Genomic DNA, 23,524 nt, shown 5'->3' with positions numbered 1-23,524 from the left:
CAGGGGGCGCTCGAACCTGGTGGGGGCCGGTTCGGCCGACGGGTGCTCGGAGTCGTATGCGCACCCAGAACTGTCCCTCGGGGGGAAGTGCGTGCGCGTGAAGAATTGGCAGAAAGACGCCCAACCGGAGTGGCCCGGAGCCACGTCCGGTGCTCGTGATGTCGCGGAGCCGCAGGAGGACAGCACCCAGGTGCTTCCCGCGGCCGGTGGCTTCCCGGGCACCGCGGCGTTCCCGGCGGCCGGCGGGCCCACGGAGTCCGGGTGGTTCGGAGGTGCCCGGGACTTCCCGGCCGGCGCCGGAGAAGCGGACGTCCCGCGCCCCGGCCCGGACGCCGCCGAGACCGAGGTCCTCCGGCCCCGGGCGGGCGACGACCTCTTCGGCGGCGCGACGCGCCAGGACCGAATAGGCCAGGGCCGAGCGCCCCGGCACGGCGGGCGCCGGCCGGGGGACGCACCGCGCCGGGACACCGACCGGACGGACGTCCTCCCGTCGGCCGCCCAGGCGGCCCCGACCCGCGCCTTCCCCACCGGCGGCCCCGCCGCCCTGCGCGACCCCTGGCAGGAGACGCCGGGCGCCCTGGACGCGGACGCACCCGACGCGACGAACCAGGGCCCGGCCTCCGGCTCCGACCACACGCACGACCCCCACGAGGTGACGGTCCAGCTCGACGCCGTCCAGCTCGGTGACGGCGTCCTCCGCCGGGCGGCCGCAGGCCCCGGCAAGCACGCCGCCTCCGACGCCTCCGACGGACCGGTGTTCGTCGACGAGTCGGGCCGCCGCAGCCGCCGCTTCCGCCGCATCGGCATCGCCCTCGGCGGTGCCTGCGCGATCTACGCCGTGGTGATCGTCTCCACGCTCCTGTCGGGCAACTCCAACGCGCCCTGGCTGCCCGTACCCGGTCAGGAACAGGGCAAGCCGGCCGGACAGGTCGACACCACCCCGCTGCCCTCGCAGTCGGCGCAGCCCTCCGCGAGCGGCAGCGCCACCCCGCAGACCAGCCCCTCGGCCGGCACCGGCGCGGCGACGACACCGGGCGCCGAGGCCCCGGCGCCCGGCACCTCCGGCACCGCGCGGCAGCCGGGCACCAGCGCCGATCCCCGGCCCTCCGCGTCCGCGACCGCCCCGAAGCCGGGCGGGGGCGGTGCGGCCGAGCCGGACCCGACGGTGTCGACGCAGCAGCCGCCCCCCGTGGTCACGGACCCGTCGACGCCGGCCGGCGGGGGAGAGACCCCGGTCGACCCGACCACGCCCACGGACGGTGGCTCCGCCCCGGCCGATCCCGGCGGCACCACCGTGAACGGCGCGAGCGACACCTCCCCGGTGGCCGCCGGCCCCGTGGCCGCGCCCGTCGTCGACGCCGCACCGGCCGGCACCTCCACTTCCCCTTCCCTGTCCCCGGAGTACACCCTCTGATGGCCTCCCGCACCCGCCGTCACGGCGCCGCCCGCGGCGCCCGTGGCGGCGCCCGGCGCCGCCGCCTGCCCTTGCGCCTGCTGCTGCCGCTGCTCGTCCTCGTCGCCCTGGTGGCGATGCTCATGCTGCGCGGCTACGTGCACAGCGAGATCCTCGCCGACCACCGCATCCAGCCGCCCGCCGCCACCGACCACGTCCCCGAGAAGATCCTCGAGGGCGGCCCGGTCATCGACACCCGCGGCGGCCAGACCAACAGCCTGCGCGTGCCCGACCACCGCCTGGTCCTCACCTTCGACGACGGCCCGGACCCGGTCTGGACGCCGAGGGTGCTGGACGTGCTGAAGAAGCACGACGCCCACGCGGTCTTCTTCGTCACCGGCACCATGGCCTCCCGCTACCCGGACCTCGTCAAGCGCATGGTCGACGAGGGCCACGAGGTCGGCCTGCACACCTTCAACCACCCCGACCTCTCCTACCAGTCCAAGAAGCGCATCGACTGGGAGCTGTCGCAGAACCAGCTGGCGATCACCGGCGCGGCCGGCGTCCGCACCTCGCTCTTCCGCCCGCCGTACTCCTCCTTCGCCGACGCCATGGACGACAAGTCCTGGCCGGTCACCGAGTACATCGGCTCCCGCGGCTACATCACCGTCGTCAACAACACCGACAGTGAGGACTGGCAGAAGCCCGGCGTCCACGAGATCATCCGCCGCGCCACGCCGCACGGCGGCAAGGGCGCCATCGTCCTGATGCACGACTCCGGCGGCGACCGCCACCAGACCGTGCAGGCCCTGGACAGGTTCCTGCCCGACCTGAAGAAGAAGGGCTACGAGTTCGACAACCTCACCGAGGCCCTGGACGCGCCCAGCGCCATGACCCCGGTGACCGGCGTCGACCTGTGGAAGGGCAAGGCGTGGGTCTGGCTGGTCCAGGCCTCGGAGAAGCTCACCGACGGCCTCGTGGTGGGCCTGGCGATCATCGGCACCCTGGTCATCGGCCGGTTCGTGCTGATGCTGCTGCTGTCCGGCGTCCACGCCCGCCGGGTGCGCCGCAGGAGGTTCCGCTGGGGTCCGGCCGTCACCGAGCCGGTGACGGTGCTGGTGCCGGCGTACAACGAGGCCAAGTGCATCGAGAACACCGTTCGTTCGCTGATGGAGAGCGACCACCCGGTCGAGGTCATCGTCATCGACGACGGCTCCAGCGACGGCACGGCCCGGATCGTGGAGGCGATGGGCCTGCCCAACGTCCGGGTGATCCGCCAGCTCAACGCGGGCAAGCCCGCCGCGCTCAACCGCGGCCTGGCGAACGCCAGTCACGACATCGTCGTGATGATGGACGGCGACACGGTCTTCGAGCCGTCCACCGTCCGCGAACTCGTCCAGCCCTTCGGCGACCCGAAGGTCGGCGCCGTCGCGGGCAACGCCAAGGTCGGCAACAAGGACAGCCTCATCGGCGCCTGGCAGCACATCGAGTACGTGATGGGCTTCAACCTGGACCGCCGCATGTACGACGTGCTGCGCTGCATGCCGACGATCCCGGGCGCTGTGGGTGCCTTCCGGCGCTCCGCGCTGGAGCCGTTCGGCGGCATGAGCGACGACACCCTCGCCGAGGACACCGACGTCACCATGGCGCTGCACCGCGCAGGCTGGCGCGTCGTCTACGCCGAGAACGCCCGTGCCTGGACCGAGGCCCCGGAGTCCGTCCAGCAGCTGTGGTCCCAGCGCTACCGCTGGTCCTACGGCACCATGCAGGCCATCTGGAAGCACCGCCGCGCCGTGATCGAACGGGGCCCGTCGGGCCGTTTCGGCCGCGTCGGCCTGCCCTTCGTCTCCCTGTTCATGGTCGTGGCCCCGCTCCTGGCCCCGCTGATCGACATCTTCCTGCTCTACGGCATCGTGTTCGGCCCGACCCAGAAGACGATCGTGGCCTGGCTGGGCGTCCTGCTCCTCCAGGCGGTCTGCGCGGCCTACGCCTTCCGCCTCGACCGCGAACGCATGACCCATCTGATCTCGCTGCCCCTCCAGCAGATCCTCTACCGCCAGCTCATGTACGTCGTGCTGCTCCAGTCCTGGATCACCGCGCTCACCGGCGGCCGCCTGCGCTGGCAGAAGCTGCGCCGCACCGGCGTCGTCGAGGCCCCGGGCGGTGGGGTCCCGAGCCAGCGGTCGCGCAGCGGCAATGATCGGAGGCCCGTGGCATGACCCACGGATACACGACGGGTACGGGCAGGAACCCGGACCCGGCCGGCCCGTACGGAACGCTGCACGGCACGCCGCACGGGACGCCCTACGGAACGTCTGACGGGACGCCGTACGGAACGCCGTACGCGGGTACCCCTGGCGGCGCCCCGGGGACGCCGTACGCGGGAAACCCCGGGGGCGCCCCGGGGACGCCGTACGCCGTCCCGCAGCAGCGCACGACGGAGCCCGCGCCCGAGGCAGCCGCGCCGCCGGCCGCCCCGGCCCCCAAGAAGCCGGGCCGCGACCGGTACCTCGACCTGCTGCGTTCCATCGCCCTGGTCCGCGTCGTGGTCTACCACCTCTTCGGCTGGGCCTGGCTGTCGGTGCTGTTCCCGTCGATGGGCGTGATGTTCGCGCTGGCCGGATCGCTGATGGCGCGATCGCTGAAGCGCCCGGCGCTGAGCGTGATCCGCAGCCGCGTCCGCCGTCTCCTGCCGCCCATGTGGGCGTTCGGCGTGGTCGCGCTGGCGATGATGTTCGCGAGCGGCTGGAACCCGGCCGAGGACCCGGACCACGGCGACACCTGGGGCCTGCTGTCGCTGCTCAACTACGTCGTCCCGATCGGTGCCCCGCCCTACCCCTGGCACAGCGGGTCCCCGTCGGGACTGCTGGACGAGACCTGGGCCGTGCAGGCCGCGGGGCCGCTGTGGTACCTGCGCGCCTACCTGTGGTTCGTCATCGCGTCCCCCCTCCTGCTCTGGGCGTTCCGCCGTGCCCCGTGGCCGACGCTGTTCGCCCCGCTGGGGCTGACGGCGATCGTCGGCACGGGCCTGGTGAAGATCCCCGGTGAGACGGGCAACGCGGTCACCGACTTCGCGGTGTACGGCAGTTGCTGGGTGCTCGGCTTCGCCCACAACGAGGGCCTGCTGAAGCAGATCCCGCGCTACGTCGCCGTCTCCGTCGCCTCGCTGGTGATGGCGTTCGGCCTGTGGTGGGCCTCGGGCCACCTGGGCGCCGACGGCTGGGACCTCAACGACATCCCGATGGCGCAGGCCGCCTGGTCGTTCGGGTTCGTCGTGATCCTGCTCCAGTACTCCCCGTCCTGGCAGGAACTCCCGGGCCGGCTGGCCAAGTGGGACAAGCTGGTGACCCTCTCCAACAACCGGGCGGTCACCATCTACCTGTGGCACAACCTCCTGATCATGCTGACGGTGCCGATCATCGACCTGATGTACCGGCTCCCGTTCATGCAGAGCGCGCGGGCGGCGGACGCCCTCTCGGATGCGTACTCGCTCTGGATGTTCGCGCTCGTCTGGCCCCTGATCGGTCTGATGGTCCTCGCCGTCGGCTGGATCGAGGACCTCGCGGCGAAGCGCAGTCCGCGGCTGTGGCCGAACGGCACGAAGCGCTCCGCCGGGAAGCGGGCGACGGCCGGGGCGGCCCGCCGGGGCTGACGCCTTCCGCTCCCCCGTGCGAGACTGCCCCGGTTGCGGACGGGAACAGGGTGGCGTGAGCCGGCCCGGGGGAGCGGTGGGATGAGCAAGCGCCAGACACAGAAGATGCTGCGGCTGATGGCGAGCGGGGAGCCGGTCGAGCTCACCAGCGCGATGGCATCTGTGAAGAAGCTCGCCCGACTCGCCTTCGTCGCCCAGCAGTTCGGGTACGAGTACGCCGACGTGCGGCAGGGCGGCGGGAACAACAGCCGGCTCACGATGCTGATCGTGCCCGACCCCAGCCCGCAGGCACGGGCGCGGGCCGCGCAGAACTGGGCGCAGTACCCGCAGGCCGGCGACGGCGTCTCGGTGCCGCCACTCGTGCCGGACGCCCTCGAACTCCTCAAGGCCCGCATCAACTTCGACCTCACCGGCAAGAACGCCGAGAAGCGGATGGGGTACGGCGCCCTCGGCGTCACCGTCGGCTGCTGCGTCCTCGCCTTCCGGGCCGGTGGCCGGTCCGGCGACTTCGTGATGGCCGCGATCGTCTGGCTGTTCGTCCTGGCCGTCCTCGGCGTCGGCCTCCTCGTCACCCGCAAGCGCAACGCCACGTTCGCGGCCCGCCTCCAGGCGGCCGGGTTCGTGCCGGTGGCGGACGCGACGGGACGGGTGCGGTACCTGCCGCCGGGGGCGCAGCCGCCCGGCCACGGCAACCCCTTCGGCGCGTTCGGGGGCGGCGCCCCCGTCGCCGGACCGCAGTACGGCTACCCGGCGCCCGGCGGCCACCCCGCGCCCGGCGGCTACGGGCAGCCCGCTCCCGGTCCGTACGCCCCCCAGCAGCCGTACCCGCCCCAGGGCGCCTACGGCCGGCCGCCGCAGCCGTACGCGTCGCCGCAGCCGTACCCCCAGCAGAACCCGCACTGGCCGCCCCAGCAGCCGCAGGGCTGACCGGGTCCGGACCTCTCACCCCGCCGTCGCGCCGGGTGAGAGCAACGTTCCCTGCCGGTCACCCGCAGCCCCACCGGACCGAAACGCGCCCTTCCTACCGTCGGTGCGAACCGAGCCCCGGAGCGCGTGGAGGCGTCATGACAGTCCCTGGCGGCCGCTGGATCCAGCACTGGGATCCCGAGGACGAGACCTTCTGGAAGGAGACGGGAGAGCCGATCGCCCGGCGCAACCTGTTCTTCTCCGTCCTCTCCGAGCACATCGGGTTCTCGGTCTGGACGATGTGGTCCGTACTGGTGCTCTTCATGGGGCCCGAGTACGGGCTGACACCGGCCGACAAGTTCCTGCTGACGTCCGTGGTGACGCTGGTGGGGGCCGTGGTGCGGGTGCCCTACACCTTCGCCGTCGCCGTCTTCGGCGGGCGGAACTGGACGGTCGTCTCCGCGGGGCTGCTGCTCGTGCCGACCGTCGCGGCCTTCACCGTCATGGAGCCGGGGACGTCCTTCTCGACCTTCCTCCTGATCGGCCTGCTGGCCGGCATCGGCGGCGGCAACTTCGCCTCCTCCATGACCAACATCAACGCCTTCTTCCCGCTCCGCCGGAAGGGCTGGGCGCTCGGCCTCAACGCCGGGGGCGGCAACATCGGCGTGCCGGTCATCCAGCTCGTCGCGCTGGCGATCATCGGGGCGAGCGGCGGGCCCCGGGTGCTGCTCGGCATCTACATCCCGCTGATCCTCGTGGCCGCCCTCCTCGCCGCCCGCTTCATGGACAACCTCGCGTCCGTCCGGAACGACACCGGCGCCGCCAGGGACGCGGCCCGGGACCCGCACACCTGGATCATGTCCGTGCTGTACATCGGCACGTTCGGCTCGTTCATCGGCTACAGCTTCGCCTTCGGGCAGGTGCTGCAGACCCAGTTCGGGCGCACCCCGCTCCAGGCCGCGTACCTCACCTTCATCGGGCCGCTCCTCGGCTCCCTGATCCGGCCGCTCGGCGGCAGGCTCGCCGACCGGTTCGGCGGTGCGCGGATCACGCTGGGGAACTTCGTCGCCATGGCCGCCGCCACCGCCGTGCTCGTCGCCGCCAGCGTGGCGAAGTCGCTCGCGCTGTTCGTGGCCGTGTTCGTGGTGCTGTTCGTGCTCAGCGGGCTCGGCAACGGATCGACGTTCAAGATGATCCCCGGGATCTTCCAGAACAAGGCGCTGGCCAGGGGACTGACGGGGGAGGAGGCCGTGGCGTACGGGCGGCGGCTCTCCGGTGCCTCCATGGGGCTGATCGGCGCCGTGGGCGCGCTCGGCGGTGTCGCCATCAACCTCGCCTTCCGGCAGTCCTTCCTCTCCCTCGGCTCCGGCACCGGCGCCTTCGTCGCGTTCCTCGCCTACTACGCCGTCTGCTTCGCCGTCACCTGGGCGGTATACCTTCGCCGCCCCGCCGTACGGGTTCCGGACGGGCCGGCCGACCCCGCCGCGGCGAAGGACCGGCTCGGCTACGCCCGGGTGTGACGTAACACTGGTGACATGCGGTGGAACCGAGTCCGTCACGCGCCGTTGACAGGCTCGGACGCCGTACAGACAGGTACGACGACCGGGACGAGGGCGATGGACGACGAACAGCAGCAGCCGGACCACGGTCCCCTCGCCGGATTCACCGTGGGCGTGACCGCCGCGCGCCGCGCCGACGAACTGGGCGCGCTGCTCCAGCGGCGCGGCGCCGCCGTCCTGCACGCCCCGGCGCTGCGGATCGTGCCGCTCGCCGACGACAGCGAGCTGCTGGCGGCGACCAAGCAGCTGATCGACCAGGCGCCGGACGTGGTCGTGGCCACCACCGCCATCGGCTTCCGGGGCTGGGTCGAGGCCGCGGACGGCTGGGGGCTCGGCGACGCCCTGCTGGCGCGGCTGCGCACGGTGGAGCTGCTCGCCCGCGGCCCCAAGGTCAAGGGCGCGGTGCGCGCGGCGGGGCTGACGGAGCGGTGGTCGCCGTCCTCCGAGTCCATGGCCGAGGTGCTGGACCGGCTGCTGGCGGAGGGCGTCGACGGCCGCCGGGTCGCCGTACAGCTGCACGGCGAGCCGCTGCCGGGGTTCGTGGAGGCGCTGCGGGCGGGCGGCGCCGAGGTCGTCGGGGTGCCGGTCTACCGGTGGCTGCCGCCGGAGGACCTCGGGCCCGTGGACCGGCTGCTGGACGCCGCCGTCTCGCGGGGCGTGGACGCGGTGGCGTTCACCAGCGCGCCCGCCGCGGTCTCCTTCCTGGGCCGCGCCGAGGAGCGCGGCCTGCTGCCCGGGCTGCTCGACGCCCTCGGCCACGACGTGCTGCCCGCCTGCGTCGGCCCGGTCACCGCGGTGCCGCTCCAGGCGCACGGCGTCGACACGGTCCAGCCCGAACGCTTCCGGCTCGGCCCCCTCGTGCAGCTGCTGTGCCAGGAGCTGCCGGCCCGGGCCCGGTCGCTGCCCGTCGCCGGGCACCGGGTGGAGATCCGCGGCCACGCCGTGCTGGTCGACGGGGAACTCAAGGCGGTGCCGCCGGCCGGGATGTCCCTGCTGCGGGCGCTGTCCCGGCGGCCGGGCTGGGTCGTGCCCCGCGCCGAGCTGCTGCGGGCGCTGCCGGGCGCCGGGCGCGACGAGCACGCCGTGGAGACGGCGATGGCCCGCCTGCGCACCGCCCTCGGGACGCCGCGGCTGATCCAGACGGTGGTCAAGCGCGGCTACCGCCTGGCCCTGGACCCGGCCACGGACGCGAAGTACGCCGACGACTGACCCGGCGACAGTTCCGGCGCCGGGCTCCCGGCCCCGGGCGGTACGAGGGGTTCCGGGCGGGGAAGCGGGCAGGCACTGTAGAGGGAGCGGTCCACCTGCTCCCCTCCCCAGCCCGCTCCACCGCGGGCAACCCCTAGGCGGTGACAGGAACATGGCACTGGGCACGGTGACTGGTCCGTACGAGCTGCGGTTCGACACCGGGCGGGTCTGTCTGGACCTCCTCGCCACCACCCACCCCGTCGAACGGCTCGACTCCGTCGCGGTGCTGCGCGCCTGGATCACCGGCTCGGGGATCGTCCCGCCGGGCACGCCCCTGGCCCACGCCGACGGCTCCTGGCTGGCCGGTTTCCGCGAACTGCGCTGCCAGACCGCCCGCCTGGTGCGCGCCCGCGGCCCGCGCGGGCCCGGCCCGGCTCCCGGCGGGCCCTACGACCTCGCGCTCGCCCGCGTCAACGACCTCGCCCGCGCCGCGCCCCCCGCACCCCGGGCGGTGCGCGGCGAGGACGGCGCGCTGGTACGGGAGCTGACGGCGCCGGTGGAGTGTGCCGCACTGCTCGGCGCGCTCGCCCGGGACGCCGTGGAACTGCTCACCGACCCCGTCGCGCGGGCCGGCCTGCGCCAGTGCGCGGGCGACAACTGCCCCATCGTGTACGTGGACACCTCCCGGGGCCGCCGCCGGCGCTGGTGCTCCAGCGAGATCTGCGGCAACCGCGAGCGCGTCGCCCGGCACCGCCGCCGCGCGGCCCTCGCCCGCTGAGGCGTGCGGGATGTGCCGCCGTGTCCGCCGCTGCCCCCTTCGTCGCCCCGCCCCGGAGAAAACTGTCACCTCACGTTGAACACCCCGCGCCCCGCGTCCGTACCGGATGGACGAGCGACCGACTGGGGGAACCCCCGGACATCGGAGGTGGGCGTGCGCAAGGATTCCGTCGTGGCCGGTGAACGTGGTGCGAGGGCCCGACATCGCATGTCCCAGACCTCCTCGGAACCCGACGAGGACCTGATGCGCGCCCTCTACCGGGAGCACGCCGGCCCCTTGCTGGCGTACGTGCTGCGGCTGGTCGCGGGGGACCGGCAGCGCGCCGAGGACGTCGTCCAGGAGACGCTCATCCGTGCCTGGAAGAACGCCGGTCAGCTCAACCGTGCGACCGGATCGGTACGCCCCTGGCTGGTGACGGTCGCCCGGCGCATCGTCATCGACGGCCACCGCAGCCGGCAGGCCCGGCCGCAGGAGGTCGATCCGTCGCCGCTGGAGGTCATCCCCGCGGAGGACGAGATCGACAAGGCGCTGTGGCTGATGACGCTGTCGGACGCGCTCGACGACCTGACCCCGGCCCACCGGGAGGTTCTCGTCGAGACGTACTTCAAGGGGCGTACCGTCAATGAGGCGGCGCAGACACTGGGCATTCCCAGCGGCACCGTTCGCTCCCGGGTGTTCTACGCCCTGCGTTCGATGAAGCTGGCACTGGAGGAGCGGGGGGTGACGGCGTGATGAGCGGGTACGGGGGTTTCCAGGGATTCGGCGCGGGTGATTCGGGTAGTTCTGCCCCCATGCAGGGATCATCGGTGCCGAACGAACACGAGACCGTCGGCGCCTACGCCCTCGGGATTCTCGACGACGCCGAAGCAACCGCTTTCGAGGCGCACCTCGCCGACTGCGAGTGGTGCGCCCAGCAGCTCGACGAGCTGGCCGGCATGGAGCCCATGATGGCCGCCCTCGCCGACCTGCCGGGCGCGGGCACCCCCGCGATCGCCGAGTCCTTGAGCGTCAGGCCGAGCCCGCGCCTGGCGGAGAAGCTCGTCGACGAGGTCGCCGAGCGCCGCGCGAGCAAGCGCCGCCGCAACTTCTACCTGGTGGGCACCGCCGCCGCGCTGATCATCGGCGGCCCGTTCGCCGCGGTGGCGACGACCAGCGGCGGCGACGACGGCGGCGGCCACCGGACCGAGGCGCAGCAGACCAGCAGTCCGGCCGCGTCCGCGTTCGCCGCCATGCCCGACCGGGTCACCGCGACCGACCCGGCCACCAGGGTGAGTGCCACCGTGGCCCTGGAGAAGAAGGCGTGGGGCACCGACGCGGTCCTGGAGCTCAAGAACGTCAAGGGGCCCGAGAAGTGCTCCCTGATCGCCGTCGGCAAGAACGGCGAGCGCGAGACGCTCAGCTCCTGGTCCGTCCCGAACTGGGGCTACGGCATCCCGGGCGCCGCCACCGACAAGGCCAAGGAGCCGCTCTACGTGCACGGCGGCGCCGCCCTCGAACCCAACGAGATCGACCACTTCGAGGTCATGACCTTCGACGGCGACCGTCTGGTGGAGGTGGACGTGTAGGGCTCGCGGACCGCCCCGTGGCCTCCGGCCCCCCCTTCGCGTACGGTTGACGGCTGCCCAGCACGTCAGAAGGGGGCCCGGTGGCCGCACAGGCACAACAGGATTCGGCGGTCGACTCGGTGCACGATTCCGTACGCGACCGAGAGATCAGCGTGGAACAGGCACACCTGGACCGGGTGTACCGCCGCCTCGAGGAGAAGATCCACGAGGCCGAGTTCCTCATGCAGGACGCGGCGCGGCGCGGCCACGTCGGCACCCCCGGCGCGCTCGCCGAGCGCGACGCGCAGGTCTTCCGGGCGGGTATCCACCTGAACCGCCTCAACAACGAGTTCGAGGACTTCCTCTTCGGCCGGATCGACCTGCTCCTCGGCAGGGACGGCCAGAAGGGCGCGGACGGCGCGTACACGGCCGTGGAGCCCGCCGAGGGGTCCGTACGGCCCGACGACACCGCGGACATCGCCGAGACCCTGCACATCGGCCGCATCGGCGTCCTGGACGAGGACTACGCGCCGCTGGTGATCGACTGGCGGGCGCCCGCCGCCGCGCCGTTCTACCGTTCCACGCCCGTCGACCCGGGCCGGGTCGTGCGCCGCCGGGTCATCCGGTCCAAGGGGCGGCGCGTGCTCGGCGTCGAGGACGACCTGATGCGGCCCGAGATCACGGCGTACCTGGACGGCGAGGCGCTGCCCGTCGTCGGCGACGGCGCGCTGATGGCCGCCCTCGGCCAGGCCCGCACCCACAGCATGCGGGACATCGTCGCCTCCATCCAGGCCGAGCAGGACCTGGTCATCCGCGCCCCCGCCGCCTCCGTGACGTACGTCGAGGGCGGCCCCGGCACCGGCAAGACCGCCGTCGCCCTGCACCGGGCGGCGTACCTGCTCTACCAGGACCGGCGCCGCTACTCGGGCGGCATCCTGATCGTCTCGCCGACCCCGCTGCTCGTGGCGTACACCGAGGGCGTGCTGCCCTCCCTCGGCGAGGAGGGCCAGGTCGCGATCCGCGCGATCGGCTCACTCGTCGACGGTGCCGAGGCCACGCTGTACGACTCCCCGGCCATCGCCCGTGCCAAGGGCTCCTCGCGGATGCTCAGGGTGCTGCGCAAGGCCGCGCGCGGCGCGCTGGAGCCGGAGGGCTCGCCGACCCTGCTGCGGGTCGTGGCCTTCGGCCGGCGGCTGGAGCTGGAGGCGGAGGAGCTGGCCGCCGTCCGCCGCACGGTGCTCGGTGGCACGGCGCCCGTCAACCTGCTGCGTCCGCGCGCCCGCCGGCTGCTCCTGGACGCCCTGTGGGGCAAGTCCGGCGCGGCCGGCCGGCACAGCGACCCGGAGCTGGCCGCCGAGCTCCGCTCCTCCTTCGACGAGGACGTCAGCTCCGAGGACTCCTTCATCGCCTTCCTGGACGCCTGGTGGCCGGAGCTGACGCCCGGTGCCGTGCTGGCGGCCATGGCGGACGAGAAGCGGCTGGGCCGCTGGGCGCGGCGGATCCTCAACCCCGGCGAGGTCCGCAAGGTGGCCCGGTCGCTGCGGCGCGAGGGCCACTCCGTGCACGACATCGCCCTGCTCGACGAGCTCCAGGCCGTCCTCGGCACCCCGGCACGCCCCCGCAAGCGGCGCGAGCTGGATCCCCTGGACCAGCTCACCGGCCTCGAGGAGCTGATGCCGCAGCGCGAGGAGACCCAGCGGGAGCGCGCAGAGCGGCTGGCGCAGGAGCGCACCGAGTACGCGCACGTCATCGTCGACGAGGCGCAGGACCTCACGCCCATGCAGTGGCGGATGGTCGGCCGCCGCGGCCGGCACGCCACGTGGACGGTCGTCGGTGACCCGGCCCAGTCCTCCTGGTCCGACCCCGACGAGGCGGCGGCGGCCCGCGACGAGGCCCTGGGCACGCGCCCGCGGCGGCGCTTCGAGCTCACGGTGAACTACCGCAACCCGGCCGAGATCGCCGAGCTGGCCGCGAAGGTGCTGGCCCTCGCGATGCCCGGCTCCGAGGCGCCGACGGCGGTCCGCTCGACCGGTGTGGAGCCGCGCTTCGCCGTCGTCGGGGACGCCCTCGCGTCGACCGTGCGGACGGAGGCGGCCCGGCTGCTCGACCTGGTCGACGGCACCGTCGGCGTCGTCGTGGCCATGAACCGCCGCGAGGAGGCCCGGCGCTGGCTCGCCGGGCTCGGCGACCGGGTGGTGGCGCTGGGCAGCCTGGAGGCCAAGGGTCTGGAGTACGACGCGACCGTCGTCGTCTCGCCGGCCGACATCGCGGACGAGTCGCCCGCCGGGCTGCGCGTGCTCTACGTCGCCCTGACCCGCGCCACCCAGCAGCTGACGATCGTCTCGGCCGACCGGGACGAGCCGGACGCGGCCGGGGTGCCGGACCTGCTGCGCGACTGAGGGCACCGGGATGTGCGAAAGGCCCGCGCCGTCGTCCGGCGCGGGCCTTCCGCGTTGGTCAAGCGGCACCGACCCGCCATGCTCGCCTCGCGGCAAGTGGTCGCTCGTAGCGACGAAGGTTGGGCCCGGGGGCTTGGATCGAGCCGGTGCCACATCCAAGGTAACAAACGATCCCCGCATGACAATTCCCGTCCCGCGAGTTCTTTTCCGGGGCCGGGCTGCCGCTCCCCGAAGCCTCTTCCGCCGACGCGCAACTTCTCGTATGGTGGAAGTCGTTTTCCGAAAGCAGCTCTCCGTCGGTCGAACGGCGCGCGAACGAAAAGTTCGCAATCCGGGGCGGCTACCACGTACCCGGTGGTAGGTGCGACGATCGGACGGCACAACACGCGACACGGTGAAAGCAGAGGAAGTCGGCCATGGCTACGGCGCCCAGCGTCTCCTACTCGATGACCATCAGGTTGGAGGTGCCCGCGAGCGGAACCGCCGTTTCGCAGCTCACCACCGCCGTGGAGTCCTCCGGCGGCTCGGTGACCGGCCTCGACGTCACCGCCTCCGGCCACGACAAGCTGCGGATCGACGTCACCATCGCGGCCGGCTCGACCTCCCACGCCGACGAGATCGTGGAGCAGCTGCGCGGCATCGAGGGCGTCATCCTCGGCAAGGTCTCCGACCGTACGTTCCTGATGCACCTCGGCGGCAAGATCGAGATGGCGTCGAAGCACCCCATCCGCAACCGTGACGACCTGTCCATGGTCTACACGCCCGGCGTGGCCCGCGTCTGCATGGCGATCGCCGAGAACCCCGAGGACGCCCGCCGCCTGACCATCAAGCGCAACTCCGTTGCGGTCGTGACGGACGGCTCCGCGGTGCTGGGCCTCGGCAACATCGGCCCGAAGGCCGCGCTGCCGGTCATGGAGGGCAAGGCGGCCCTGTTCAAGCGCTTCGCCGGCATCGACGCCTGGCCGATCTGCCTCGACACCCAGGACACCGACGCGATCGTCGAGATCGTCAAGGCCATCGCCCCGGGCTTCGCCGGCATCAACCTGGAGGACATCTCCGCGCCGCGCTGCTTCGAGATCGAGGCCCGGCTGCGCGAGGCCCTCGACATCCCCGTCTTCCATGACGACCAGCACGGCACGGCGATCGTCGTCCTCGCCGCCCTGACCAACGCGCTGCGCGTGGTCGACAAGCCCATCGAGAACGTGCGCGTCGTCATGTCCGGCGCGGGCGCCGCCGGCACGGCGATCCTCAAGCTGCTGCTCGCCGCGGGCGTCAAGAACGCCGTCGTCGCCGACATCCACGGCGTCGTCCACTCCGGCCGCGCCGACCTGGTCGACGCCGCCCCCGAGTCGGCGCTGCGCTGGATCGCCGACAACACCAACCCCGAGGGCCTGACCGGCACCCTGAAGGAGGCGGTGCACGGCGCCGACGTCTTCATCGGCGTCTCCGCCCCCAACGTCCTGGACGGCGACGACGTGGCCGCCATGGCCGACGGCGCGATCGTGTTCGCGCTCGCGAACCCCGACCCCGAGGTGGACCCGGCAATCGCCCGTCAGACGGCGGCGGTTGTGGCCACCGGCCGCTCCGACTTCCCGAACCAGATCAACAACGTGCTGGTCTTCCCGGGCGTGTTCCGCGGTCTGCTGGACGCCCAGTCCCGCACGGTCAACACCGAGATGATGCTGGCCGCCGCGCAGGCCCTCGCGGACGTGGTGACCGAGGACGAGCTGAACCCGAACTACATCGTCCCGAGCGTGTTCAACGACAAGGTCGCCGGTGCCGTCGCGGGCGCCGTGCGCGAGGCGGCGAAGGCCGCCGGCGTGGCGTCGTAGGGGCCCCACGCAGGGACACGGCGGTCCGTGCCGCGGCTGTGAGGATCGCCACGACGGGCCGCCGTACCGGCGCGTCGTGGAACGGAGCGCCTCGGACGGCCCTCTAGGGTTGCGCCAGACCGGGGTCCGGGGCCCTCTCCGTTGACTCCCAAGGGTGTTCTCACGACTCCTGGGGGTGCCGGATTGGCATTACCGCCGCAGGTGCAGGCAGGATGCCTGTCTGGGCGCGAGGGCCCGAGGACGGACCCCGGGTGAGGGAACTGTCCGAGGTTCCTGGCAGCATCGGCTTTCGCTGTGCCCGCATGCGGCTCCGCCGCGTGGCACGCCTCAACGGCAAGAAGAACACGGGAGTAACAACATGAACCGCAGTGAGCTGGTGGCCGCGCTGGCCGACCGCGCCGAGGTGACCCGCAAGGACGCCGACGCCGTGCTGGCCGCGTTCGCCGACGTCGTCGGCGACATCGTCTCCAAGGGCGACGAGAAGGTCACCGTCCCCGGCTTCCTGACCTTCGAGCGCACGCACCGTGCCGCTCGCACCGCCCGCAACCCGCAGACCGGCGAGCCGATCCAGATCCCGGCCGGCTACAGCGTGAAGGTCTCCGCGGGCTCCAAGCTCAAGGAAGCGGCCAAGGGCAAGTAAGCGCTCCGCTTCGAGCGCCGGGGACTGGGCGGACCGCTCGTTCGGGCTGCGGTCGTTTCGCGGCCGCGGGCCGGGTGCGGCTGGTCGCGCAGTTCCCCGCGCCCCTTTCCGGGGCGCTCGACGCAACGCCGATGGGGCGGTCACCCGAGATCGGGTGACCGCCCCATCGGCGTGTCCGGAGGTGCTAGCCGAGTGCCTTGCCCGGGAGTTCGACCTTCGCGCCCAGTTCCACGAGCTTCTCCATGAAGTTCTCGTAGCCCCGGTTGATCAGGTCGATGCCGTGGACCCGGGACGTGCCCTGGGCCGCGAGGGCGGCGATGAGGTAGGAGAAGCCGCCGCGCAGGTCGGGGATGACCAGGTCGGCGCCCTCCAGCTTGGTCGGTCCCGAGACGACCGCCGAGTGGAGGAAGTTGCGCTGGCCGAAGCGGCAGTCGGAGCCGCCGAGGCACTCGCGGTAGAGCTGGATGTGGGCGCCCATCTGGTTGAGCGCGGAGGTGAAGCCGAGCCGGGACTCGTAGACCGTCTCGTGGACGATGGACAGGCCCGTGGCCTGCGTCAGGGCGACCACCAGGGGCTGCTGCCAGTCGGTCTGGAAGCCGGGGTGCACGTCCGTCTCCAGGGCGATGGACTTCAGATGGCCGCCCGGGTGCCAGAAGCGGATGCCCTCGTCGTCGATCTCGAAGGCGCCGCCCACCTTCCGGAAGGTGTTCAGGAACGTCATCATCGAGCGCTGCTGGGCGCCGCGGACGTAGATGTTCCCCTCGGTCGCCAGTGCCGCCGACGCCCAGGAGGCGGCCTCCAGGCGGTCGGAGAGGGCGCGGTGGGTGTAGCCGCCGAGCTGGTCCACACCGGTGATGCGGATGGTGCGGTCGGTGTCCATCGCGATGATCGCGCCCATTTTCTGCAGGACGCAGATCAGGTCCTCGATCTCCGGCTCCACGGCCGCGTTGGACAGCTCCGTGACGCCCTCGGCGAGCACCGCCGTCAGCAGCACCTGCTCGGTCGCGCCGACGGACGGGTACGGCAGGTTTATCTTCGTGCCGCGCAGCCGCTGCGGGGCCTCCAGGTACTGGCCGTCCGCCCGCTTCTCGATCTTCGCGCCGAACTGCCGCAGCACGTCGAAGTGGAAGTCGATGGGCCGGCCGCCGATGTCGCAGCCGCCCAGACCGGGGATGAAGGCGTGGCCGAGGCGGTGCAGCAGCGGGCCGCAGAAGAGGATCGGGATGCGCGACGAGCCCGCGTGGGCATCGATGTCTGCGACGTTCGCGCTCTCCACGTGGGTGGGGTCGAGCACCAGCTCGCCGGGCTCCTCGCCCGGACGGACCGTGACCCCGTGCAGCTGCAGCAGTCCGCGTACGACCCGCACGTCGCGGATGTCGGGCACATTGCGCAGCCGGCTCGGCGCACTGCCCAGCAGGGCGGCGACCATGGCCTTCGGCACGAGGTTCTTCGCACCGCGGACCCGGATCTCGCCCTCCAGCGGGGTTCCGCCGTGGACAAGCAGTACGTCATCAGCGCCGTTGACGGTCATGAATCTCGCGTTCCGTGGGGTGGGGCAGGGGCCAGAAGGGAAAGGGTAGTCGCCCCGCACCCCCCTTAAGTAAGCCCGAGGAGGGTCCGGCGACGTCATGGCTGTGTCACAACACGAAGGGTCTCGCGGCGGGTACGGGCGGTCACCGGGCGGGCGCGTGCGGGGGCGTCCGTTCACCCCCGTGCCCCCGATTGCCTCCCCATGGGAGGGGAACATGCGGGATCATGTCTGGCATGACCGAGGTGTCCTCGCTCACGGGGCGGCTGCTCGTGGCAACGCCCGCCCTGGCGGACCCGAACTTCGAGCGTGCGGTGGTGCTCCTTCTCGACCACGACGAGGAGGGCTCCCTCGGTGTCGTCCTCAACCGCCCCACGCCGGTCGACGTGGGCGACATCCTGGAGGGCTGGGGGGACCTCGCCGGTGAGCCCGGGGTGGTCTTCCAGGGCGGCCCGGTGTCGCTGGACTCGGCCCTCGGTGTCGCCGTCGTCCCCGGCGGGGCGTCCGGGGAGGCGGCCCCGCTGGGCTGGCGCAGGGTGCACGGCGCGATCGGTCTGGTCGACCTGGAGGCGCCGCCGGAGCTGCTGGCGCCCGCCCTCGGCGCCCTGCGGATCTTCGCCGGGTACGCCGGCTGGGGCCCCGGTCAGCTGGAGGGCGAGCTGACGGAGGGCGCCTGGTACGTGGTGGAGTCGGAGCCGGGTGACGTGTCCTGTCCGGTCCCGGAGAGGCTCTGGCGCGAGGTCCTGCGCCGCCAGCGCAGCGAGCTGGCGATGGTGGCGACGTACCCGGACGACCCTTCGCTCAACTGAAGCGTGTGAGCTTCAGTACCCTTGACCTTTATGAGCACTCTCGAGCCCGAGCGCGGGACTGGTACGGGGACCCTCGTAGAGCCGACGCCACAGGTGTCCCACGGCGACGGCGACCACGAGCGCTTCGCCCATTACGTCCAGAAGGACAAGATCATGGCGAGCGCCCTCGACGGCACCCCCGTCGTGGCGCTGTGCGGGAAGGTCTGGGTGCCGGGCCGCGACCCGAAGAAGTACCCGGTGTGTCCCATGTGCAAGGAGATCTACGAGTCCATGAGCGCCGGCGGCGACCAGGGCAAGGGCGGCGACAAGAAGTAGCCGCCCGTCCGACCCGTCCTCCCGAGGCCCCCGGAGCGTGCCCGCGCGCGTTCCGGGGGCTTTCGCGTGTCCGGGGGCGGCGCCCGGACCTCGCGTGTCACGAAGTGGTTGAGACCTCTTGTGGACATGTTCATGTAGTCCATAACCTCCTGGATGTTGTGCAGAGCGAAACAGTCATTGCATATGTTGCAACGCGCGTCCGGAGGATCACTCCATGAAGCTCTCCCCCCGACTGGCCGTCCTCGTGGCCGCCACCGCCGTCGTCGCCGCGGCCTGCGCGCCCCAGACGTCCGACAACTCCTCCTCCGGCAAGGACGAGAAGAGCGGCACCCTGCGGGTCTGGCTCTTCCAGGAGGTCAACAACAAGCCCAAGGAGCAGGTCGTCGACCAGGTCCTCGCCGGATTCCGGAAGGCGCACGAGGACACGAAGGTCTCCGTCGAGTACATCCCCGTCGAGACCCGCGCCCAGCGCATCAAGGCCGCCTTCAACGACCCGAAGAGCGCCCCCGACGTCATCGAGTACGGCAACACCGACACCGCCGGGTACGTGAAGGACGGCGGACTCGCTGACGTCACCGAGGAGTTCGGCGCCTGGAACGAGGCCAAGGACACCGACCCGACCGCCCGGCAGTCGGTCACCGTGGACGGCAAGGTCTACGGCGCCCCGTACTTCGTGGGCGTACGGGCCCTGTACTACCGCACCGACGTGTTCAAGGAGCTGGACCTGCGGCCCCCCACGTCGCTGGACGAGCTGACGTCCACCGCCAGGACGATCCGCGCCGCGAAGCCCGGCCTGTACGGCCTCGCGGTCGGCGGCGCCTACACCTACGGCGCGATGCCCTTCATCTGGGCCAACGGCGGCGAACTCGCCACCGGCAAGGGCGGTTCGTACGCCTCCGCCATCGACAGCGCCGCCGCCCGCAAGGGCATCACGGCGTACACGTCCCTCTTCGGCGACGACAACTGCCCGGCCGCCAAGTGCGCCGGCATGGGCGGCAACGACACCGTCACCGCGTTCGCGTCCGGCAAGGCGGCCATGGCGATCGGCGGCGACTTCAGCCACCAGGCCGTGGAGGCCGGCAGCGTCAAGGGCAAGTACGCCGTCGTGCCGCTGCCCGGCGTGAAGCCCGGCTCCATCGCCCCGGCCTTCGCGGGCGGCAACAACATCGGCGTCCTCAGGAGCACCTCGCACCGCACCCTCGCCGTCGACCTGATGAAGCGGCTGGCGTCGAAGGAGGCACAGGGCGACCTGTTCGACGCGATGGGCTTCCTGCCGACCTTCACGGACGTCCGGCAGGGGGTGGCGGCCAAGGAGCCGTTCGTGAAGCCGTTCGTCGACACCCTCGCCGCGGGCACGAAGTTCGTGCCGGCGTCGGCCGCGTGGGCGACGATCGACTCGTCGCTGGTGCTGCCGACGATGTTCCAGGAGGTGGTCAGCGGCAAGAAGGACGTGGACGCTGCCGCCGGGGGCGCGGCGAAGAAGATGAACGAGGCGTTTGGCTCCGCCGGATGAGTGTGCCGCCTTCCAGCTCGGGGGGCGCGGTGAGCGGGCGGGTGCGGGTGCGTCGTGGTTCTTCGCGCCCACGCGGCGGTAGCCGCACATCCGGCACAGCCCCGCGCCCCTACCGGGCCACCCCCTGGATCTACCTCGCACCCGCTCTCGTCGTCCTCGGTGGCTTGCTCGTCTACCCCGTCTACCAGCTCGGGCTGATCTCCTTCCTGGAGTACACGCAGGCCCAGGTGTCCGGCGGGGAGCCGACCAGCTTCCAGGGGTTCGGGAACTACGCCGAGTTGTTCGGCGACAGTGAGTTCTGGCGGGTGTTGCTCGCGACCGTCGTGTTCGCGGGCGCCTGTGTCGTTTCCACGCTGGCCGTCGGGTGCGCGCTCGCCGTGCTGCTCACGCGGGTGCGGGCGCTGCCGCGGCTCGCGCTCATGCTGGCCGCGCTCGGAGCCTGGGCGACTCCGGCGGTCACCGGGTCGACGGTGTGGCTGCTGCTGTTCGACCCGGACTTCGGGCCGGTCAACCGGATGCTGGGCCTCGGCGACCACTCCTGGACGTACGGGCGCTACAGCGCCTTCCTGCTCGTCCTGCTCGAAGTGGTCTGGTGTTCCTTCCCGTTCGTCATGGTCACCGTCTACGCCGGGATCCGCGCCGTCCCCGCCGAGGTGCTGGAGGCCGCCGCGCTCGACGGGGCGTCCCAGTGGCGGATCTGGCGCTCGGTGCTGGCACCGATGCTCCGGCCGATCCTCGTGGTCGTGACCATCCAGTCGGTCATCTGGGACTTCAAGGTCTTCACCCAGATCTACGTCATGACGAACGGCGGCGGCATCGCCGGCCAGAACCTCGTCCTCAACGTCTACGCCTACCAGAAGGCGTTCGCGTCCTCGCAGTACAGCCTCGGCTCCGCGATCGGCGTCGTCATGCTGCTGATGCTGCTCGCCGTGACGCTGGTCTACCTGCGGCTGCTGCGCCGCCAGGGGGAGGAGCTGTGAATCTTCCGCGCACGCGTGTGCGCCGTCCCTGGCGGCTGGCGGCCGAGGCGTCGGCACTGCTGATCGCGGTCGTGGTGGCCTTCCCGCTGTACTGGATGGTGCTGAGCGCGTTCAAGCCGGCCGGGGAGATCGAGTCGAGCGAGCCGCGGCCGTGGACGCTGACGCCCACGCTGGATTCCTTCCGGCGGGTCTTCGGCCAGCAGGAATTCGGCCGCTACTTTCTCAACAGTCTGCTCGTGGCGGTCACCGTCGTCGTCGCCTCGGCACTGATCGCCTTTCTCGCCGCGACCGCGGTGACACGTTTCCGGTTCCGTTTCCGGACCACCCTGCTGATCATGTTCCTGGTGGCCCAGATGGTGCCCGTGGAGGCGCTCACGATTCCGCTGTTCTTCCTCATGCGCGACCTCGGCCAGCTGAACACCCTGGGGTCACTGATCCTGCCCCACATCGCCTTCTCGCTGCCCTTCGCCATCTGGATGCTGCGGGGCTTCGTGAAAGCGGTGCCCGAAGCCCTGGAGGAAGCCGCCCACATCGACGGAGCGAGCCGGGCGCGCTTTCTGTGGCAGATCCTTTTCCCCCTGGTCTTCCCGGGGCTCGTGGCGACCAGTGTCTTCTCCTTCATCTCGACCTGGAACGACTTCCTGTTCGCCAAGTCGTTCATCATCAGCGACACCTCCCAGTCGACCCTCCCGATGGCGCTGCTGGTCTTCTACAAGCCGGACGACCCCGACTGGGGCGGCGTCATGGCGGCCTCCACCGTGATGACGATCCCGGTGCTGGTCTTCTTCGTACTCGTGCAACGACGACTCGTCTCCGGCCTCGGCGGAGCGGTGAAGGACTGACGTGACCGAACTGATTCCGGCGCCGCGCGCCGTCGAAGGCCCCGGGGACCGCGCCGTCCTGCTCGACGGGGACACCACCCTGTGGGCCGCTCCCGGTACGGAGAGCACGGAACGCTGGCTGCGCGCCACGCTCGGCGCCGCCTTCGCGCTGCCCCTGCGGCCGGGAGCGCAGGACGACGCCGGCGTACGGCTGCTGCTGGACGACGCGCTGGAGCCGGAGGCGTACCGGCTGAGCGTGACCCGCGACCGGGGCGTCGAGATCCGCGGCGGCGGCCCCGCGGGCGTCTTCTGGGGCGCCCAGACCCTGCGGCAGCTGCTCGGACCCGAGGCCTTTCGCCGGGCGCCCCTGCGGCCCGGCACCGCGCCCGGCGTCCCGGAGCGGTCCGTCGAGGACGCGCCCCGCTTCCGCTGGCGCGGCATGATGCTGGACGTGGCCCGGCACTTCATGCCCAAGGACGGCGTCCTGCGCTACCTGGACCTGATGGCCGCCCACAAACTCAACGTGCTGCACTTCCACCTGACGGACGACCAGGGCTGGCGCGTCGAGATCAAGCGGTACCCGAAACTCACCGAGACCGGTTCCTGGCGGTCGCGCACCAAATACGGGCACCGGGCATCGCCGCTGTGGGAGGACAAGCCGCACGGCGGCTTCTACACCCAGGACGACATCCGGGAGATCGTCGCCTACGCCGCCGAACGGCACATCACCGTCGTCCCCGAGATCGACGTACCCGGGCACTCGCAGGCCGCCATCGCCGCCTATCCGGAACTCGGCAACACCGACGTCGCCGACACCGCCGCGCTCACCGTCTGGGACACCTGGGGCGTCTGCGAGAACGTCCTCGCGCCCACCGACGCGACCCTGCGCTTCTACGAGGGCGTGTTCGAGGAACTCCTCGACCTCTTCCCCTCGCAGTTCGTGCACGTCGGCGGTGACGAATGCCCCAAGGGGCAGTGGCAGCGGTCGCCCGCCGCGCAGGCGCGCATCGAGGAACTCGGGCTCGCCGGCGAGGACGAACTCCAGGCCTGGTTCATCAAGCACTTCGACCGGTGGCTGACCGCCCGCGGGCGCAGGCTCATCGGCTGGGACGAGATCCTCGAGGGCGGACTGGCCGAGGGCGCGGCCGTCTCGTCCTGGCGCGGGTACGCCGGCGGGGTCGCCGCCGCGCGCGCGGGGCACGACGTGGTCATGTGCCCCGAGCAGCAGGTGTACTTGGACCACCGGCAGGACGCGGGCGAGGACGAGCCCGTACCGATCGGATTCGTGCGCACCCTGGAGGACGTCTACCGGTTCGAGCCGGTTCCACCGGAGTTGACGCCCGAGGAGGCCGCGCACGTGCTCGGCACCCAGGCGAACGTGTGGACCGAGGTGATGGAGACCCAGGCCCGCGTGGACTACCAGGTCTTCCCGCGTCTGGCCGCCTTCGCGGAGGTCGCCTGGAGCGCCCTGCCCGTCCCGGGCGAACGGGACTTCGCCGGCTTCGAACGACGGATGGCCGCCCACTACCGGCGGCTCGACGCCCTGGGCGTCGCCTACCGGCCGCCCACCGGCCCCCTGCCGTGGCAGCGACGGCCGGGAGTGCTCGGCCGGCCGATCGACGGACCGCCGCCGAACAAGTAAGGAAAACGCCCCGAATCGCCACTGA

At 72.1% G+C, this 23,524-nt stretch carries 19 protein-coding genes; 18 read left to right on the top strand and 1 reads right to left on the bottom strand.

What is annotated here, in order from left to right:
- The first annotated feature begins 97 nt into the window (after positions 1-97).
- The 12 genes from ACGF3H_RS05645 (at position 98) to ACGF3H_RS05590 (ending at position 15,891) form a co-directional block, all read left to right on the top strand.
- The gene (locus ACGF3H_RS05645) at positions 98-1,414 is read left to right on the top strand and encodes a hypothetical protein (protein ID WP_362497356.1); all 1,317 of its coding nucleotides are present in this window, start codon (positions 98-100) and stop codon (positions 1,412-1,414) included.
- Positions 1,414-3,612 (top strand): glycosyltransferase, encoded by a 2,199-nt coding sequence (locus ACGF3H_RS05640; protein WP_362497353.1) that lies wholly within the window; start codon positions 1,414-1,416, stop codon positions 3,610-3,612. The genes ACGF3H_RS05645 and ACGF3H_RS05640 overlap by 1 nt, the downstream gene beginning before the upstream one ends.
- A complete protein-coding gene (locus ACGF3H_RS05635) occupies positions 3,609-5,045 on the top strand; it encodes an acyltransferase (protein WP_362497350.1) in 1,437 nt (478 codons plus the stop codon). Before ACGF3H_RS05640 ends, ACGF3H_RS05635 begins: the two co-directional genes overlap by 4 nt.
- Before the next feature lie 81 nt (positions 5,046-5,126).
- Entirely contained in the window at positions 5,127-5,972 is an 846-nt protein-coding gene (locus tag ACGF3H_RS05630; RefSeq protein ID WP_362497347.1) for a hypothetical protein, read from the top strand.
- Positions 5,973-6,109: 137 nt separating this feature from the next.
- The gene (locus ACGF3H_RS05625; RefSeq protein ID WP_362497344.1) at positions 6,110-7,471 is read left to right on the top strand and encodes a nitrate/nitrite transporter; all 1,362 of its coding nucleotides are present in this window, start codon (positions 6,110-6,112) and stop codon (positions 7,469-7,471) included.
- Positions 7,472-7,567: 96 nt separating this feature from the next.
- Positions 7,568-8,719 carry a uroporphyrinogen-III synthase gene (locus tag ACGF3H_RS05620; RefSeq protein WP_362497341.1) on the top strand — a complete coding sequence of 384 codons (1,152 nt, stop codon included), beginning with the start codon at positions 7,568-7,570 and terminating at the stop codon, positions 8,717-8,719.
- Positions 8,720-8,870: 151 nt separating this feature from the next.
- Positions 8,871-9,476, top strand: coding sequence for an ABATE domain-containing protein (locus ACGF3H_RS05615; RefSeq protein ID WP_362497338.1), 606 nt, complete (start codon positions 8,871-8,873; stop codon positions 9,474-9,476).
- A 207-nt stretch (positions 9,477-9,683) separates the two neighbouring features.
- The gene (locus tag ACGF3H_RS05610) at positions 9,684-10,208 is read left to right on the top strand and encodes a sigma-70 family RNA polymerase sigma factor (RefSeq protein WP_362497334.1); all 525 of its coding nucleotides are present in this window, start codon (positions 9,684-9,686) and stop codon (positions 10,206-10,208) included.
- A gap of 59 nt (positions 10,209-10,267) precedes the next feature.
- Positions 10,268-11,041 (top strand): zf-HC2 domain-containing protein, encoded by a 774-nt coding sequence (locus ACGF3H_RS05605; protein ID WP_362497331.1) that lies wholly within the window; start codon positions 10,268-10,270, stop codon positions 11,039-11,041.
- Positions 11,042-11,121: 80 nt separating this feature from the next.
- The gene (locus ACGF3H_RS05600) at positions 11,122-13,419 is read left to right on the top strand and encodes a UvrD-helicase domain-containing protein (protein ID WP_362497328.1); all 2,298 of its coding nucleotides are present in this window, start codon (positions 11,122-11,124) and stop codon (positions 13,417-13,419) included.
- A 416-nt stretch (positions 13,420-13,835) separates the two neighbouring features.
- Positions 13,836-15,251, top strand: a complete 1,416-nt coding sequence (locus tag ACGF3H_RS05595; RefSeq protein WP_362497324.1) for an NAD-dependent malic enzyme — start codon at positions 13,836-13,838, stop codon at positions 15,249-15,251.
- 358 nt (positions 15,252-15,609) lie between these two features.
- Positions 15,610-15,891, top strand: a complete 282-nt coding sequence (locus ACGF3H_RS05590) for an HU family DNA-binding protein (protein ID WP_043372451.1) — start codon at positions 15,610-15,612, stop codon at positions 15,889-15,891.
- Between the two features lie 184 nt (positions 15,892-16,075).
- Here the strand turns inward: ACGF3H_RS05590 and murA are convergent, their stop codons facing one another.
- The gene (murA, locus tag ACGF3H_RS05585) at positions 16,076-17,422 is read right to left on the bottom strand and encodes a UDP-N-acetylglucosamine 1-carboxyvinyltransferase (RefSeq protein ID WP_362497321.1); all 1,347 of its coding nucleotides are present in this window, start codon (positions 17,420-17,422) and stop codon (positions 16,076-16,078) included.
- A 233-nt stretch (positions 17,423-17,655) separates the two neighbouring features.
- Between murA and ACGF3H_RS05580 the strand changes: the two genes are divergently transcribed.
- From ACGF3H_RS05580 to ACGF3H_RS05555, 6 genes are all read left to right on the top strand, one after another.
- Complete coding sequence (locus tag ACGF3H_RS05580) at positions 17,656-18,228, top strand: YqgE/AlgH family protein (protein ID WP_362497317.1); 573 nt, start codon at positions 17,656-17,658, stop codon at positions 18,226-18,228.
- Between the two features lie 30 nt (positions 18,229-18,258).
- A complete protein-coding gene (locus ACGF3H_RS05575) occupies positions 18,259-18,543 on the top strand; it encodes a DUF3039 domain-containing protein (RefSeq protein WP_171991040.1) in 285 nt (94 codons plus the stop codon).
- A gap of 214 nt (positions 18,544-18,757) precedes the next feature.
- Complete coding sequence (locus ACGF3H_RS05570) at positions 18,758-20,056, top strand: extracellular solute-binding protein (protein WP_362497313.1); 1,299 nt, start codon at positions 18,758-18,760, stop codon at positions 20,054-20,056.
- Complete coding sequence (locus tag ACGF3H_RS05565; RefSeq protein WP_362497310.1) at positions 20,053-21,036, top strand: sugar ABC transporter permease; 984 nt, start codon at positions 20,053-20,055, stop codon at positions 21,034-21,036. The genes ACGF3H_RS05570 and ACGF3H_RS05565 overlap by 4 nt, the downstream gene beginning before the upstream one ends.
- On the top strand, positions 21,033-21,878 hold the full coding sequence (locus ACGF3H_RS05560; RefSeq protein WP_362497307.1) for a carbohydrate ABC transporter permease: 846 nt from the start codon (positions 21,033-21,035) through the stop codon (positions 21,876-21,878). Before ACGF3H_RS05565 ends, ACGF3H_RS05560 begins: the two co-directional genes overlap by 4 nt.
- A gap of 1 nt (position 21,879) precedes the next feature.
- The gene (locus ACGF3H_RS05555; RefSeq protein ID WP_362497304.1) at positions 21,880-23,499 is read left to right on the top strand and encodes a beta-N-acetylhexosaminidase; all 1,620 of its coding nucleotides are present in this window, start codon (positions 21,880-21,882) and stop codon (positions 23,497-23,499) included.
- Positions 23,500-23,524 lie beyond the last annotated feature (25 nt).

Source organism: Streptomyces sp. NPDC048185, assembly GCF_043202495.1.
Taxonomy (GTDB): Bacteria; Actinomycetota; Actinomycetes; order Streptomycetales; family Streptomycetaceae; genus Streptomyces.
Note: the sequence above shows the minus strand (reverse complement) of the source record. Positions and strands in the feature narration are given on the sequence as shown.